The sequence below is a fragment of the Algoriphagus halophilus genome (assembly GCF_041729275.1).
In the GTDB taxonomy this organism is placed as follows: domain Bacteria; phylum Bacteroidota; class Bacteroidia; order Cytophagales; family Cyclobacteriaceae; genus Algoriphagus; species Algoriphagus halophilus_A.
In genome coordinates this window covers 104,533-120,159 of the sequence record NZ_CP146486.1, presented here as the reverse complement: position 1 = coordinate 120,159, position 15,627 = coordinate 104,533, and the positions used below count along the sequence as shown (strand labels likewise).

General features: G+C 38.7%; 13 protein-coding genes. 4 read left to right on the top strand and 9 right to left on the bottom strand.

Going from position 1 to position 15,627, the window contains the following annotated elements:
- The first annotated feature begins 6 nt into the window (after positions 1-6).
- Positions 7-2,277, top strand: coding sequence for a molybdopterin cofactor-binding domain-containing protein (locus tag V8V91_RS00635; protein WP_373398306.1), 2,271 nt, complete (start codon positions 7-9; stop codon positions 2,275-2,277).
- 406 nt (positions 2,278-2,683) lie between these two features.
- On the opposite strand, the gene V8V91_RS00630 is transcribed toward V8V91_RS00635, so the two are convergent.
- From V8V91_RS00630 to V8V91_RS00600, 7 genes are all read right to left on the bottom strand, one after another.
- Positions 2,684-3,262 (bottom strand): hypothetical protein, encoded by a 579-nt coding sequence (locus V8V91_RS00630; RefSeq protein ID WP_373398305.1) that lies wholly within the window; start codon positions 3,260-3,262, stop codon positions 2,684-2,686.
- Positions 3,247-3,630 carry a hypothetical protein gene (locus V8V91_RS00625; RefSeq protein ID WP_373398304.1) on the bottom strand — a complete coding sequence of 128 codons (384 nt, stop codon included), beginning with the start codon at positions 3,628-3,630 and terminating at the stop codon, positions 3,247-3,249. Before V8V91_RS00625 ends, V8V91_RS00630 begins: the two co-directional genes overlap by 16 nt.
- 606 nt (positions 3,631-4,236) lie before the next feature.
- Positions 4,237-5,277, bottom strand: coding sequence for a TlpA family protein disulfide reductase (locus V8V91_RS00620; protein WP_373398303.1), 1,041 nt, complete (start codon positions 5,275-5,277; stop codon positions 4,237-4,239).
- Positions 5,278-5,414: 137 nt separating this feature from the next.
- On the bottom strand, positions 5,415-5,741 hold the full coding sequence (locus V8V91_RS00615; protein ID WP_373398302.1) for a multidrug efflux SMR transporter: 327 nt from the start codon (positions 5,739-5,741) through the stop codon (positions 5,415-5,417).
- Between the two features lie 67 nt (positions 5,742-5,808).
- Positions 5,809-6,369 carry a Crp/Fnr family transcriptional regulator gene (locus V8V91_RS00610; RefSeq protein ID WP_373398301.1) on the bottom strand — a complete coding sequence of 187 codons (561 nt, stop codon included), beginning with the start codon at positions 6,367-6,369 and terminating at the stop codon, positions 5,809-5,811.
- Between the two features lie 77 nt (positions 6,370-6,446).
- The gene (locus V8V91_RS00605) at positions 6,447-6,839 is read right to left on the bottom strand and encodes a dihydrofolate reductase family protein (protein ID WP_373398300.1); all 393 of its coding nucleotides are present in this window, start codon (positions 6,837-6,839) and stop codon (positions 6,447-6,449) included.
- A 42-nt stretch (positions 6,840-6,881) separates the two neighbouring features.
- A complete protein-coding gene (locus tag V8V91_RS00600) occupies positions 6,882-7,034 on the bottom strand; it encodes a hypothetical protein (protein WP_373398299.1) in 153 nt (50 codons plus the stop codon).
- Positions 7,035-7,277: 243 nt separating this feature from the next.
- On the opposite strand from V8V91_RS00600, the gene V8V91_RS00595 reads away from it, so the two are divergent.
- The 3 genes from V8V91_RS00595 to V8V91_RS00585 all read left to right on the top strand — a co-directional run bounded on the left by V8V91_RS00595 (position 7,278) and on the right by V8V91_RS00585 (position 10,188).
- Entirely contained in the window at positions 7,278-8,375 is a 1,098-nt protein-coding gene (locus V8V91_RS00595; protein ID WP_373398298.1) for a phosphatidylinositol-specific phospholipase C1-like protein, read from the top strand.
- A complete protein-coding gene (locus tag V8V91_RS00590) occupies positions 8,317-8,847 on the top strand; it encodes a metallophosphoesterase (protein WP_373398297.1) in 531 nt (176 codons plus the stop codon). The genes V8V91_RS00595 and V8V91_RS00590 overlap by 59 nt, the downstream gene beginning before the upstream one ends.
- Positions 8,848-9,075: 228 nt before the next feature.
- Positions 9,076-10,188 carry a hypothetical protein gene (locus tag V8V91_RS00585; protein ID WP_373398296.1) on the top strand — a complete coding sequence of 371 codons (1,113 nt, stop codon included), beginning with the start codon at positions 9,076-9,078 and terminating at the stop codon, positions 10,186-10,188.
- A gap of 269 nt (positions 10,189-10,457) precedes the next feature.
- Here the strand turns inward: V8V91_RS00585 and V8V91_RS00580 are convergent, their stop codons facing one another.
- On the bottom strand, positions 10,458-12,203 hold the full coding sequence (locus V8V91_RS00580; RefSeq protein WP_373398295.1) for a RagB/SusD family nutrient uptake outer membrane protein: 1,746 nt from the start codon (positions 12,201-12,203) through the stop codon (positions 10,458-10,460).
- Between the two features lie 45 nt (positions 12,204-12,248).
- On the bottom strand, positions 12,249-15,332 hold the full coding sequence (locus V8V91_RS00575) for a SusC/RagA family TonB-linked outer membrane protein (protein WP_373398294.1): 3,084 nt from the start codon (positions 15,330-15,332) through the stop codon (positions 12,249-12,251).
- Between the last annotated feature and the right edge of the window lie 295 nt (positions 15,333-15,627).

Sequence of the window (15,627 nt, the reverse complement as noted above, 5' to 3'; positions counted from 1 at the left end):
CAGATTATGACATTGATAGATAAGAAAATAAATAGAAGATCCTTTTTAAAAGTCTCTACCCTTGCTGGGGGCGGTATGATGTTAAGTTTCAGTTGGCTGGCAGGCTGTAAGCCTACTCCAGAGGAAGTGATGACCATGCCGGAAGAATGGTTTGAAATTAATAGTTATATCAAAATTGGAGACAATGGAGTGGTAACGCTTTTCAACCCAAATCCAGAATTCGGATCCAATGTAAAAACTTCCCTTCCTATGCTTTTAGCTGAAGAATTGGATGTGGATTGGAAAAATGTACTCGTAGAACAAGCTGATTTTTATCCAGAACGATTCGATCGTCAGTTTACCGGAGGAAGCCAAGGAGTTCGATCTGCATGGACACCTTTGCGAACTGCTGGTGCTACAGCCAGGCAATTAATTGTCAATGCCGCAGCTCAGACTTGGAATGTACCTGCAACTGAAATCACCACGAGTGCCGGAATAGTTGCCCATAAAGCTTCTGGAAAAAAGGCTGGATATGGTGAAATGGCTTCTTTAGCTGGAACATTGGAAGCACCAGATCCAGAGACCGTTAAACTAAAGGAGATTTCGGACTTTCAGATCATTGGGAAATCCAAAAAGAATGTGGATGGAACCAAGATAGTCACAGGAAAGCCCATGTTTGCCATTGACCATAAGGTAGAAGGAATGAAGTACGCGGCCATCGTACATCCTCCGGCTTTTGGGATGCAATTAAAATCATTTGATAAAAGTTCGGTGACTTCTATGCCCGGAATTCAGGACGCATTTGAAGTAAACATCTTTAAAGATGACTACGCCAGAAACTTCTTTGACACCACTACTTTCCCTACTATCATTGCGATTGTGGGAAATTCCACTTGGGAAGTATTACAGGCAAAGAAAAACTTGAAGGCAGAATGGGAAAAAGCTCCTAAATCTGAGTTCACTGCTGCCGGATTCAGAGGAGGAACCTCTCAAGTAACAGTTCCTGCGGGACTGGAAAATTCCGATACCCATAAAGCGAAAATGGCTGAGTATATCCAGAAACCTGGTAATGTATTAAGAAAAGATGGAGACCCTGAAGGGGCGTTTAAAAAAGCTGCAAAAGTAATGGAACGTACCTATACGGCTCCTTTCTTGGCTCATAATACCATGGAACCTATGAACTGCTTTGCTGATGTAAAAGGAGACAAAGCCGTGATTTATGGCCCAACGCAAGCTCCGGAATTAATTAGGCAGACAATTGCCAGTAGCTTAGGAATGCCACAGGAAAATGTTCAGATCAACTTGGCCAGAATGGGAGGTGGATTCGGACGAAGAGCATATAGCCATCATATGACAGAGGCAGCTTTGATTTCTCAGAAAATCCAAGCTCCTGTGAAAATGGTGTATACCCGAGAAGATGATATGTCTGCTGGGGTGTACAGACCTACCTATTCAGCCACTTACAGAGCAGCATTGGATGAAAATAACAATTTATTGGCTCTGCATGTGAAGGCTGGAGGAATTCCAGAATCCCCAATCCACGCAAATCGATTCCCTGCTGGAGCATTGGATAATTACCTGGCGGAAGGATGGCAGATTGAATCCAATATCACCATTGGGGCATTCCGTGCACCAAGATCCAACTTTATTGCTGGAGCGGAACAAAGTTTCTTGGATGAGTTGGCTGAAGAAATGGGTAAAGATCCAATCGAATTCAGATTGGAGCTACTGAAAAGAGCAGAGACGGATCCTGTAGGAGAAGACAATGATTATGATCCTAAGCGTTATGCAGGAGTATTGGAGTTAGTAAGAGAAAAATCAAACTGGTCCAATGTACCCAATGGTATTGCAAGAGGTGTTTCTGCCTATTTCTGCCACAACTCCTATGTTGCTGAGGTAGTGGACATTAGCATTAAAGACAATCAACCAGTGGTAGAAAATGTCTATGCTGCAGTGGATTGTGGTATTGTTGTCAATCCAGACGCTGCAGCGAATATGGGTGAAGGAGCCATTGTAGACGGAATTGGAAATGCATTCTTTGGAGAAATGGCATTTGAAAATGGTACCCCTACCAAAACCAATTTTGATACCTATCGCATGATCCGACATAAGGAAGCTCCTAAGAAGATTGAAGTTCATTTTGTACAGAATAATGAAGCGCCAACTGGATTAGGAGAGCCACTCTTCCCTCCTGTTTTCGCTGCTCTAGGAAATTCTTTGTACAAAGCGACTGGTAAGCGACTCCATGAACAACCATTCCAACCAAAACTAATGGAAATGGAGAATCTCAGGATGTAATTTTCAGATTCGGTGGGCAGTAATCAGTGAGGACAGAAGGATGAAGCATGAAAGCTGAAAGTAGTGGTCAGTGATCAGTAAATTCAGAAGGATGAAGTATGAAAGCTGAATGCTGAAAGTTGTACTTCCCTAAATATCGTTGACCGTTTTAAAGCTAGTTTAAAAATGTTAAAAACGGAAAAAAGGAGGCAAGGGGGATTTTGGAATGAAAATCTTACAGCGATATATTATAATTAAATGAAGAATTAAAACCTGAAATCGATATTTTCAGGTTTTATTTTTTGAATGAAAGCATGCTGATGACATACAATTTTAATAGCCCTGCCACGACTGGAAGTTTCAAATGATTAGTTTTCTGACTCCCGGTTTTTTCTCTCAATTGTCAAACTTCCCCTTAATTTCTGCCTTAATAAACTGTGAAGCGTTTGACCATATTCCTTTCTACGGCGTTCGGGATTTCTGATATTAAGAGGTAATCACCTTTTTCGAGCGTCACCTCCATATAACCGGTCTTACCAGCTGGTAAGTCCTCCACTCCACCTAAAAACAATAGCCCTTCAGGTTCAGGAGTACGAAATGCCGTGAATTCAGCAATATTCAACCAATTATCCAACTCAGGTATCACACGTTCATTTTCTATTTTGACCAAATTAACATCATGTCCCATTAAGTGTTCATATTGTTTTTGGTCTTCAAAACTAGCTGCTAACGTATAATTGCCAGCTTTAATTGAATCATTAAATAGAATACCGTTTTCACTCGATATTTTGATGTCAAAATCGGCCTCTGGTGGAGAATTGCCATTTGACTCATCTGTTACAACAAGCTGTTTTATCATCCCCATAAAAACATGCCCTAAGCCGTTTGGCATCCTGACATAGCATTCCATAATGTAGGTCCCAGGATCGAGGAATATGGTCGTTTTAGATGTTGTATTTTTGGAGGTTAATCCAACTCCACCTGACAATTCTACTTCAAAAACCATTGAGGTATTTGTTCAAATTCCTTCATTCCTTCCTCTATTTCACCTTTTTCAAAATGTTCAAAAGCAGAAATAAAAGGTGGAAACAAATCCTGTTTGTAAGTATATAAACCTAAGGTGTCAGGCATTTTTTCAAAAATAAAAAAATGCGAGTCTTGTGATTTATTTAGGTAGTGAAATGTCGTCCATCCAGATTTAATTTCATCCACAGTTTCGAAATCCATCACGTTAGTTATCACTTCTACATAATTGTCTTTTTTTTCAACAATGCTTTCTAATTCACTGGAATCTTTTTTCTCATTACAGGAGGTGATGGCCACAAGTGCCAACATTGTCAAAATAAACTGGGAGCTTAAAAATCTTAATTTCATATGCTTAACTATTGATCAAAATTCTATTAACAATAATTTAACCCTATTTTTTTAACACTACTTGGTGAAAGGTCCATTTATCTGAAGTATTCTAAAAAGATTGTTTCCATGATTGAAAAACCCATCAAGGTATCGTATTCAGTACGAATAAGTAAATGGCTATTAGGTTTAAAACTCAAGGTAATTTCTAAAAATATAAAAACTTTAACTATTCTATTTCCTGGAGGAATCCCGAATTGGCCAATCATAAACTCCCTGAGGTCAGATTCTAATTCATAGTTATAGAAAAAATATTCTCGAAGCTTAAATACTAAAATTATTCTTGTTTCGAGGTATCCTGGAGGCTTGAAAAAACCATGGCCCCGCCACGGTATGGAACCCTGGGCTTAAGGGATCATAAATTAATACGAGAACAGCCCTGAGCCTGAGTTTAATCTATAGGGAGAAAATTTTTATATCTACCTACAGATTGGCTTTACTAAGTATGAAACAATTCCTTTTTCTGAAATTCAGAAAGAGTTTAAGATCCATTTTTACTCAAAAACTTATTCAAAAAATCCTGATTAAATCCCTGAACTACTTCTTCAATTTCCCCCTGTTGGTTGATCAGAAAAAGGTCGGAAATCCTTTGACCCCATAAGCCTGGCCTACCCTACCGGCATTGGCAATCACTGAAAATGAAGGGTTAAAATTAGTCATATAGCGAGACACCTGATCCTTGGTGTCTTCCGGGTAAAAACTGATCAAGTTCAATCCCTCTGAAAGTTGAATGTTTTCCTCTGTTAGAAATTCCATCGCTAATTTACAATAGCTACAATTGATAGCTGAAAACATCACCAATACTTGCTGGTCAGCAAAATCCCCCGTTTCCACCCATTCATTTTTTAAATCAAACCCTTCAAAATCAGGAGCTTTTTCTCCCTTTTTTAACATCACCAAATCTTGGGTAGAAATTCCATATGGGACTGAAACAAAGTTAGGTGGGATCGAATATTGAGATTTTGAATTGAAGCTGCCAAAACGATATTGATCATACTCGTAAACTACCCTTTGAGATAATTCTCCTTTATAATAATTATTTCTTTCAAACCGCTCTGGCAATTTGGATTCACTATGAAGGTAGATTCTAAACACCGTGTATACGCTATTTTCATTGATTACAGTATCCAAATCCACTCGTTTATACATCGCATAATTACTCTCATTTAGACTCGTATCACCTGAATAATACCAGTCTTCTAAATTCATCAGGGTTAATGGAGAATATTGAATAAATCGATTGTTCAGGATGTTATGATCTTTTTCAATGGACTTATCGGAAGGAAAGATAGTCACTTCTCTTTTTTGATGATTGACCATTTTGAGTTCCCCCTGTTCATAAAGCACGTCTTTACTACCACCCTTTATTAAAAAGTCATACCCAATGATGGATTGAGGGTTTCTGCTGATATCCTTGCTTACCTGTAAGGTGTCCACCGAACCCACAGGATTTGGGTAATAAGCCGTTTGGCTGAAACTCAAATTTTCAATTTTATTCATTTTCCTTCTTGATTCTTCAAAATCCTGCATGGGGCCTTGCTTGCATGCAAAAATGAATGAACATAGAACCACAGAAATTCCCCAATTGATTGTATTCTTACCTGTCATATAAGAGCTATTTGAACTACTAATAAATTCTAGATTATTTACAGCCATTAGTCGGAAAGAATAATTTTTATATGACAGGGCAATCAAAAAGGAAATTCTCCAATACTGTAAACTTCTCATTCCAACATTTTTTTGATTTAATGAGATACTACTTTTAATCCAATGATTGAGGCGATTAATGTAAAAAGAAATAGAAGTCTTAATCCTGTAACAGGTTCTTTGAAAACAAGAATTCCTACCAATACAGTACCAACTGCACCTATTCCAGTCCAAACTGCATAGGCAGTTCCAATGGGTAATGTTTGAGTAGCTTTGATCAACAATAGCATGCTGATGGAAAGAGCTACTATAAATCCAACATACCATACAAACATTTCTTGCCCTTCACTTGACTTCGCCTTTCCCAAACAAAAAGCAAAAACCACTTCAAACAATCCTGCGAATAATAATATAATCCAGTTCATACCTCGTTTTTTTTTACAAAGGTCTGTAAATGGAATGGAGTTGCATTTTACATATGATAAATAAGCATTAGAGGCTGGCTCTTATTCTACTTAAACTTACTTGTGTGATTCCCAAGTAGGATGCGATATACCTTAATTGAACCCGTTGAATCAAGGTAGGATCATTATTTATCAGTTCTAGATAGCGTTCTGTAGCATTTAAAAGTAATCTCGAGATAAGTCGTTCTTCCGTTTTCAATAATTCATTCTCTGCATATTTCCTACCCCAATTTGCAATGTGAATATCCTCCTTAAATAGCTGTTGTAAATTCAAGGCATCTATTTGAAATAGTTCACTATCTTCAAGCAGTTCAATGTCCTCATAGCCTTTTTGATTTCCAACAAAACTTTTCATTGATAAAGCTGTATCACCTTCCTTACCAAACCAGAAAGTAATTTCTTGATCCGGCGTTTTTGCAAAAGCCCGGACTACTCCTTTTTTGATAAAATATAGTTTTTCTTCTACTCTATCAGCCTTAAGTAGAATATGGCCTTTAGGATAAAAAACTTCTTTCGTGTTATTCTTGAGTTTTTGTTTAGAAGATTCTGGGAGAAGGTAGATTCGATCAATAAGTTGGTCAATTTGCATAAACCAATTTAATGCTATTCTTTCTTTTAGGTAAAATGGACTAAGACAAAAAAATTAATTCTAATTCAATTTCTAATCTAATCTCTAAAAGTTCCTGTTTTTACTTTCCCTTTTCTTTGATATTGGGCTAGGATTACACCACTTTGAGTCACAGTACAGCTTTCTAAATGAAAAGCTGCTGGAATAGCACCTCCTTTAAATAATTTTTTTCCTATTCCCAAAGTAAGTGGGTGGATCATCAACCAAAGTTCATCTACCAAATCATTTGTTAAGAGAACCTGAATCAACTCACTACTTCCCCAAACCTGGATATCCTGACTTTTGGCATCTGATTGTTCAACCTCTTGAATTTTGAGGTTCTTTAGTTCCTCCACTAATTGAAGGAAAACGGTATTTTCCCAATCCGAATTTTGAACTGTCTTCGAGTATACATATTTGGTAACAACATTAATGCTTGGCCAATAATCCACATGACTTGGCCAATAGGTTTCCCAAATTTGAAACTTTTTTACCTAGCAGCAAATCGAAATCTCCATTAATTTTTGCATCACCTCACCTAATACTTCATCGTCAAAAGGAGCTACCCAACCACCAAACTCAAACCCTCCTGATGTATCTTCTTGCGGATTTCCTGGCCCTTGAATCACTCCATCCAAGATAATCATGGACAACACCTTTAGTCTTCTCCTCTTTTTGCATTTTTGTTTTTTTTATAAAGTTCCAAAACATTTTTTGTTGATTTGAGGCGAATTACGACAATTAAGGGTGGTATTTCGATTCACAAAAAATCTTGCATGTATAGCTCGCGGTTTTTTAAAACCAAATTTTCTAAAACCATAACATAAAGTTGAAAAAGACTTTACTTATCTCACTTTTAAATAGTGGATCTTGGGAGATAATCTAAAAACATGAAGTCTTATTCTACCTTATTCTTATTTACGTTTTGCATTTTTTTCACCTCTCAGCTTTCCGCTCAAAAACTGAATGAAATTCAGGTGATTGGAAGCCATAATAGCTATAAAAGCAAAATGGCTCCGGAGTTATTGGAATACCTATCTAAAGTCAACCCTGCTGCTTCAAATAGCTTGGCCTATGCTCATATTCCATTGGAATCCCAATTGGACATGGGATTAAGAAACCTGGAATTGGATGTATTTCATGATCCACAAGGAGGAAGGTACTCCAACCCCAAAGGATTGGAAATCATCAAAGCTGCAGGTGGGGAAATTCCTGAATACGATCCCACGCATGCCCTGGCAAAACCAGGCCTTAAGCTTTTCCATGTACAGGATTTAGATTTCCAATCTCACTATTTATTGTTTGCGGATGCTTTGAAAGCATTAAAAAACTGGAGTGAGCAACATCCGAATCACTCTCCTATTTATATTTTGATCAATGCCAAAGATGGAAATATCCCTGGAACACGGGAAGTCCTACCATTTACCTCCTCGGCCTTGGATAGCATCGACTTAGAAATCAGGACACACTTGGGTATGGAACATCTTATCACTCCAGATATGGTAAAAGGGGATTTCCCAAATCTGGAAACTGCTGTGCTGGCAGGAAATTGGCCAGAATTGGAAGATGTCAGAGGAAAATTTCTTTTTGTCTTAGATGAAAATGAAGAAAAAATTGATCGTTACTTACTTGCCAAACCAGAATTGAGAGATGCAGTCCTATTTGTCAATAAAAAAGAAGGAAATCCCAGTGCCGGATTTAGGATCATCAACAATGCGAAAAAAGATGAAGCATACATTCGATCGCTTGTCGAAAAAGGGTACCTCATCCGAACTCGTGCAGATTCTGATACCAAAGAAGCAAGGTCTGAGGATTACTCCACCTTTGAAAAGGCGAAGTCATCAGGGGCTCAGGTAATCTCCACTGATTATTATATGCCTTCATCTTTCTTCAAATCCGATTATAAGGTTATTTTCGAATCCAACGAATATGAAAGAGCAAACCCTGTTTTGGTCAAGAACCGAAATACAGTTTTATATTTTGAATAAATACCCACTCATACCTACCATTCTCGGAGCTGCATTTACCTTAGCCTGCTCCACTCAATTATCACTTGGCCAAACTGTAGATCAAACCATTGCGTTCCTCTCTGATGTGCATCTTCAAGATGTTTATGCAGACCTTCATTCAAAAGAGTTTAAGGGCGTTTTAAATCCAAGAAATGGAAAGTTTGCCACGATACGCACGATGAAGAGTCAGTTGAATTCTACCCGGCTTTTCAATGAAAACTACTTCGCATTCATTCAGGCACTGGAAGATCTAAAGCAGAAAGGAATTCGGTGGGTAGTCCTCCCTGGTGACTTTACAGATGACGGGCAACCTATGAATGTGATGGCCTTGAAATCAATTCTTGACCAATATTCAAGAGAAGTTGGCATGCGTTTTTTCTTGACGACAGGTAATCATGATCCCGTTAAACCCTTTGGGGGAATTGCTGGGAAAAGAGATTTTTGGGGGTGAATGGTGCTGAACAAGCCATTGCAGGCTCGACGGATTTTTTCAATCGACTACAGTGGCAAAATCTGATCAGATCAATTATTGGGGATATCCTGAAATCACTCAAGCACTTGCTGATTTTGGTTTCTTCCCACATCCAGAAGACCTTTTTGGGCACACCCCTTTGAGGAATTAGACTATGATCATTATGAATTTGAAAAGACGAAAACCAATTCAACATTAGAGAATAGAATGTACTCTATAGATGGTAGTGAAGGATTATTGCCTGATGCCAGCTATGTGGTGGAACCCACGGAAGGAATTTGGCTACTGGCATTAGATGGAAATGTTTACACTCCATCAGAAAATGGCAATTGGAACGGTTCTTCAATAGGTTTTAATCAGGCTTCCATTTATAAAAAGCATCAGTTGGACTGGATTCAAAAGGTGGTGGCAGAGGCTAAAAAGCGACATAAAACCTTGATTTCTTTTAGTCACTATCCATTAGTAGAATTTCACGATGGAGCTTCCGAAGAAATGAAGTCCTTATTTGGGCAAGAGAAGTTTCAATTAGCAAGAGTTCCTAGCACAGAAACAAGCAAGCAATACGCTGCGACCGGTCTTCAACTCCATTTTGCAGGCCATATGCACATTAATGACACAGGAATCTATCAGGATCAACTAAGCAATAACACGTTGTATAATATTCAAGTACCTTCCTTAGCTGCATTTCCTGCGGCCTATAAAACCATTCAAAAAACCGGACAAAACCAGTTTGAGATCCAAACGATCCCGCTCAACGAAGTAGACCATATGAATGAATTCTTTGATTTATATAGGATGGAACATCGCTGGTTGCTGGAAAATCAACGTCCTGGAATTTGGGACAGTACCATCTTAGCTTCCAAAGACTATGCAGCCTATACCAAAAACCATTTGAAAGAATTGACAAAATCCAGGTTTATTCCTTCTGATTGGCCAAAAAGCCTAGTTGCCTTATTGCAAACCATGAACGAAGAAGAATTATTGAATTGGAGTAAAATGGATCCAAAAGAAGGAGCCCTTTTCTTATCAAAAAAAATAAGTCCAACGGAACACCCACTTTCTGGAACTCCCCAAATGATCGAGGATTTTTACTTGCTGAAAAATGGAGATGAACTAGGGAGGAACTTAATTCCATCCGATCGAATTACTTTCTATCAATCCTTATTTTCTGCTCAAGTGGACACCAAGCACACAGAGGAAAAAAGCTTAAGCTCGCAATTGGCCCAGTTTATTGGCATATTCCAAAAACTTTTCTATTCACTTCCTGCTGATCATTTCCAAATAGACCTGAATCAAAATACGATTGAAAAAAGAGATTGAAATTGGAAGAAACATTTTTTAAGCCCTCGCCCGACTCTATTTTTAAATAAGAGGAGGTCTCCGAGGTTTTTGATTGGAATGAGTTTCAAATAGAATCTAATTTTCTCGACCCTAACCAAAAAAATAGAGGCTGTCTCATAAATATTTTTTGTCACATTGAGCGAAGTCGAAATGTGCTTTTATTTGCTCAATTAAGCCTTCGACTCCGCTCAGGCTGACGAATAATCGACTTTTGAGACAGCCTCTATTGAAATTATAGATTGATTGGTTTAATAACCTGGATTTTGAACCAAGAATCCGGATTCACTGGAAGCTCCATCCATGGCTTTTTGTGGAATTGGAAACAGTCTTTTATATACATCAGCATTGGTCTTTTCAGTCCAGCTATCCTCATATTTACCAAATCGTATTTGATAAACTCTTCGATGTCCTTCCCAGTATAGTTCAAATCCACTTTCTCTGAACAGCACATCCAAATCAATGGAACTCAAAGGAGCAGGAGTCTGAGCAGGACGAGCATTTCTAGAAGTTCTCAGGGTATTGACATCTGCCAAGGCTCCAGCTACATCACCTTTTCTTAATTTGGCTTCAGCACTCATTAAGTATACTTCTCCCAAACGAATCAAAACAATATCCACGCTGCTATTACTACAACAGTTTGGGGCAGTACGACTAAACTGATATTTTGAAAATCTGTATCCCGTGTTGTGTAAACTTCCTTCATTGCTAAAGTCTACTTGAAGTGTATGGTCCACATATCGGATATTTGCACCGCTGCTTCTTCTGTTGATAATGGGGTAAATCCTTACTTTTCCATCATCTGTGGTCATAATATTCCCACTCTCATCCTTTCTTGGGCCCCAAATGACATTTCTCAAAATCCCCCTATCTATTTCAAACTCACTTGCTTCCACCCCATAATAATGGTCTGCATCATTGGTGGGATTGACACCTGTTAAATCCCTTAATTCATCAGGGATAACCGTATTTTCTTGGAAGAAACGGGCATCTGCTTCTGCTGGATCTACCTCTCCATAAGCATCTACCCAAGTCTGGAAGAAATCAGGTGTAGCTGCCACCGCATCAGTTCCTCTGGTACTTGGGAATTCCGGTCTGGGAACCTGATCTCCAGAAATGGACCAATAAGCCCATCTGCTATGCTCTGTCTGAAGCACCCCTCTTTGATCCAAGGCAAAGATGATTTCTGGATTGGTATCATTGTCGTCATTAAACAATTCAAAATACTCAGGAGACAAGGAATAGGGACCATTGATGATCTCCCCGGTATACTGAATCACTTTATCCATATCGGAAGTTTTAAATTCAGGTGTACCATATGGATCTCGGTAAACAGCAGCATTCAAATAGAGTCTAGCCAATAAAGCCTTCACCGCATATTTGTTCATTCTTCCATGACCTTTATCACTACTTAAGACATCCACTACGGAAAGAAGTTCTGTCTCTAGGTATTGAACGGCATCCTCCCCTCTTAAAATTTCTGAAAGATCATCAGAGTTGTCCTTTTTGAAAACCAATCCCCAGTTATCCAACGCCAACATGTTTAAATAGGCTTTCATGGCAATCATTTCATACAAAGGACCTTGTGCAGAAGAATTCCCATTTTCCACTTCCAATTTCAATCGTTCTTCTGCCAATACTGCTCTTGACAAGGTCAGCGTGATGTAAGTCCAGGCATCCCCAACCAAGCCATTACCGGGAGTCATCAAGTGTTGGTGAACCGCAATAAATTTACCGCCGTCAAACCAGTCTGTTCCACCTCTATAAGGTAGGATTCCTTCATCTGAAGCCACTTCCTGAAGTCCAAAATTTACGGTATGCATCCATACTTGGCGAAGAAGCCCGTAAACTGGAGCAATAGAACCACTGACAATTTCAGCCTCTCCGGTTCCTGTCAAAGACTCATCAAGAATCTCCTCGTCCAAATTAGTACAGCTAAGGAATCCGCAAAGAAATGCGGCAATGGGTAACAATTTATAAAATCTATTCTTTTTCATCTGATTATGATTTTCGCAATGAATTAATATTCAATCACTTGATTTTTAGAAGGTTAAATTCAGGTTAATTGAAAAGGTTCTGGCTCTAGGGTAGGTAAAGCGATCCACGCCAAAGGTTTGGATTCCACCAGAAGTAGATCCTGTATTGACCTCAGGATCAAACCCGGAATAATTGGTGATCACAAACAGGTTTTGGCCAGTTACTGATAGTCGTATATTCTGAAATGCATTTTGTAATCCAACCTGCTGGGTATTTAGGTTATAGCCTAGGGTTGCATTGTTCAACCTGAAGAAGGAACCATCTTCCAAGAATCTGGTAGAAACGGTATTTGAATTGTTGAAAGACTCTTCAGGATATTCTACTGCGAAATCAGTAGTGTTATTGGATCTGGAAAGTTGTGCCTTGGTAAATAAGGACATAGTGGTATGATTGTAGATTTTATTTCCAGAAGTACCATTGAAATTCAGGCTTAAGTCAAATGCCTTGTATTGGAAGTTGGTATGAATGCCGTAGATGACTTTTGGAATCGCACTTCCTACCACAGTTCGATCATCATCCAATACTTGACCATCTCCATTGATATCTTTAAATCTATTCAATCCATCCTCTCCGATTCCGTCAAATTGCAGCATATAGAAAGCACCAATTGGCTCATTGTTGATATATCCATTGATGGTAGCCCCTGTCTGACCCGCTCCTTGAGCTGCTCCCGTAGTCAATACAGAATAAGGAGAATCTTTTACCACATTATTGATAAAAGTGACATTACCTCCAATGGTATATGAGAAGTCCCGCTGGATATCACTGTTGTAATCTAAAGCCAATTCCACCCCGCTATTATGGATCTTCATGTCTTTAATATTGTCCCAATAAGTCGATGTAGGCTGCACAGGATCGGCCGGAACCACCTCCAATAAAATATTGGAAGATACTTTGTTGAAATAATCCACTGTACCTGTGATTCTAGAATCAAACAACGCGAAGTCTATCCCCAAATCTATTTGAGTGGAAACTTCCCATTGCAAATCAGGATTTGCCAATCGGGTGAACACGATTCCATATGGATAATTATCCAAGGAGTTACCATCTGTATCAATTGGATAGGTATTTAAACTTCCTGAGCCAGTAGACAACCTATCTTCAGAATAACTCGCTTTTGTGATTTTGGAAGGAATTTCCTGATTTCCTGTTTGTCCCCAACTCGCACGAACTTTCAAGTTGTTGAAAGCAGAATTGGCCATGAAATCTTCTTTACTCACATTCCATCCCAAGGCAAAAGATGGGAAGTACCCATATTTATTATTTTCACCGAATTTGGAGGACCCATCCGCTCGGAAGGTTGCTGTAAACAAATACTTATCTGCATACACGTAATTCAACCGGCCAAAGAAAGACTGCAATTCATTTTTAATAGCAGCAGAGCTAACCGTAGTAGGATATTCGCTAGTACTATTATGATCTTGAAACCTAGGTTCGATGTTGTTATCTGCAAAACCTCTGTAAGAAGTTGCTCTATATTGATCTAAAAATGTCTGGTATGAATGACCCGCCAATACAGTCAAATTATGCAGGTAATTATTCCAGTTATAGGTCAAGGTATTCTCTACCAATTGATTCACATTATTACTGATCGATTCATCCAGGGTTCCATCTGAAATATTGGATTCATTGATGACAGCGGTATAAGGTTTGTATTGCTGGTAACGATTGGTGGAAGAATAATCCACGCCAAGATTGAGTTTATAAGTCAGCCCATCTAGGATTTCAAAAGAAGGGGAAATGGTTCCCAAAATCCGGTTATTTGCTGCCATATCACTATACAGCTCATATCTCTTTAGAGGATTGAGGGCATTGGTATTCAATAAGGTAGGTTCACCATCTGTATAGGTAGGGATGGTAGGGTTCAAACTCAACATATCACTGATGGTAGAAGTGATGCTTGGCCTTAAGTTTTCAGTATGAGAGGCTGTGAGGTTGTAGTCTACGATTAATCTGCCGTTGAACGCTTTTTGGTTCATATTTAATTTACCGGAGAAACGCTCGAGATTTGAGTTTTTCAAAATTCCTTCCTGATTCTGGTAGCCTACGGAAGTGAAGTAGGAAAAATTCTCCGTATTGGCCCCACTCATGGAGAAATTAATATCTTTTGAAAAGCCTACCTGTGTCAATTCATCTTGCCAATCGGTATTGCCTCCAAAATCTTCTAAATTTCCCCCTACTCCTACTACTTGTCTACGAAACTCGTCGGCACTGAATACATCGATTTTTTTCGCCATGGAAGACCAAGCTGTAGATGCAGATAAATTGATCTGAGATGTTCCTGCTTTCCCTTTTTTGGTAGTAATTACCACTACCCCATTAGAGGCTCTAGAACCATAAAGTGCAGTGGCACTGGCATCTTTCAAAACCTCGATACTTGCAATATCACCAGGATTCAAAAAGCTTAGTGGGTTGGTAGCTATCCCAGTAGAGGAATTATCCAATAAAAAGCCATCAATCACATAAAGTGGTTGCGTTCCTGAACGTAAACTACCGATACCTCTAATGATTACATTCTGTGTAGCTCCCGGTTCACCACTAGTGGAAGTAATATTTACCCCTGCCATTTTGCCTTGCAATAAATCAACCGGGTTAGTAATGACACCTTTGTTAAAATCTTCGCTTTTCACTGACCCAATCGCTCCAGTGACATCGGATCGTTTTTGGGTTCCATATCCTACTACGACTAATTCATCCAATTGCTGAGCATCCGGCTCCAATTGAATAGTTAAAGAAGATTGATTACTTATTGTAATCTCTTGTAAAAGATAGCCTACATAGGAAATTTGAAGAATGGCACCTTCTTCTGCCTCTATTGAAAATTTCCCGTCCAAATCGGTAATGGTACCATTATTGGTTCCTTTGATCCGGACGGTCGCCCCAGGCATAGGTGTACCTGTCTCATCTGAAACGACCCCTGAAATTGCTTGTTTAATTTCCAGATTACTGGTAACTGCTGCGTCAGTTCTTAGCCACCCCTTATTTTCCAATCCATTGGCGCTGAGGTGTGTTGGACTTACTAATCCAGTCCAAACCATCATACATGCCGAAGCACAAATGATTTTAGAAACTTGTAAAGTTGAATGCATAAAATTTAAGTGATGAATTCTTGAGAATTTTTCATTTCTTCAAAAGAAACAGAGCTTAAGCCCAGCCCTTTTTAATTCCCGTAAAAGTAGATCACCTAAATTCCTCTAATGTTAAAAATGGTTTAGGCTTGTATTATGAAAACAAAGAGGATTTTAAACAAAATTAACGCAGATGGCTAATGCCAAATTGAAGGAAATTACCTGATTGAATTTTTAAGTATTAAAAGTTTAATTATTTCAAAGTAATAGTAACATTTTGAACAACCCATTGGATTTTCACAACAGTGAATTATGA

Excerpts from the sequence above, each read along its gene's own strand:
- V8V91_RS00635 (WP_373398306.1), top strand. The coding sequence starts at position 7 with ATGACATTGATAGATAAGAAAATAAATAGAAGATCCTTTTTAAAAGTC.
- V8V91_RS00630 (WP_373398305.1), bottom strand. The coding sequence starts at position 3,262 with ATGGTTTTTGAAGTAGAATTGTCAGGTGGAGTTGGATTAACCTCCAAA.
- V8V91_RS00625 (WP_373398304.1), bottom strand. The coding sequence starts at position 3,630 with ATGAAATTAAGATTTTTAAGCTCCCAGTTTATTTTGACAATGTTGGCA.
- V8V91_RS00620 (WP_373398303.1), bottom strand. The coding sequence starts at position 5,277 with ATGACAGGTAAGAATACAATCAATTGGGGAATTTCTGTGGTTCTATGT.
- V8V91_RS00615 (WP_373398302.1), bottom strand. The coding sequence starts at position 5,741 with ATGAACTGGATTATATTATTATTCGCAGGATTGTTTGAAGTGGTTTTT.
- V8V91_RS00610 (WP_373398301.1), bottom strand. The coding sequence starts at position 6,369 with ATGCAAATTGACCAACTTATTGATCGAATCTACCTTCTCCCAGAATCT.
- V8V91_RS00600 (WP_373398299.1), bottom strand. The coding sequence starts at position 7,034 with ATGATTATCTTGGATGGAGTGATTCAAGGGCCAGGAAATCCGCAAGAA.
- V8V91_RS00595 (WP_373398298.1), top strand. The coding sequence starts at position 7,278 with ATGAAGTCTTATTCTACCTTATTCTTATTTACGTTTTGCATTTTTTTC.
- V8V91_RS00590 (WP_373398297.1), top strand. The coding sequence starts at position 8,317 with ATGAAAGAGCAAACCCTGTTTTGGTCAAGAACCGAAATACAGTTTTAT.
- V8V91_RS00585 (WP_373398296.1), top strand. The coding sequence starts at position 9,076 with ATGTACTCTATAGATGGTAGTGAAGGATTATTGCCTGATGCCAGCTAT.
- V8V91_RS00580 (WP_373398295.1), bottom strand. The coding sequence starts at position 12,203 with ATGAAAAAGAATAGATTTTATAAATTGTTACCCATTGCCGCATTTCTT.
- V8V91_RS00575 (WP_373398294.1), bottom strand. The coding sequence starts at position 15,332 with ATGCATTCAACTTTACAAGTTTCTAAAATCATTTGTGCTTCGGCATGT.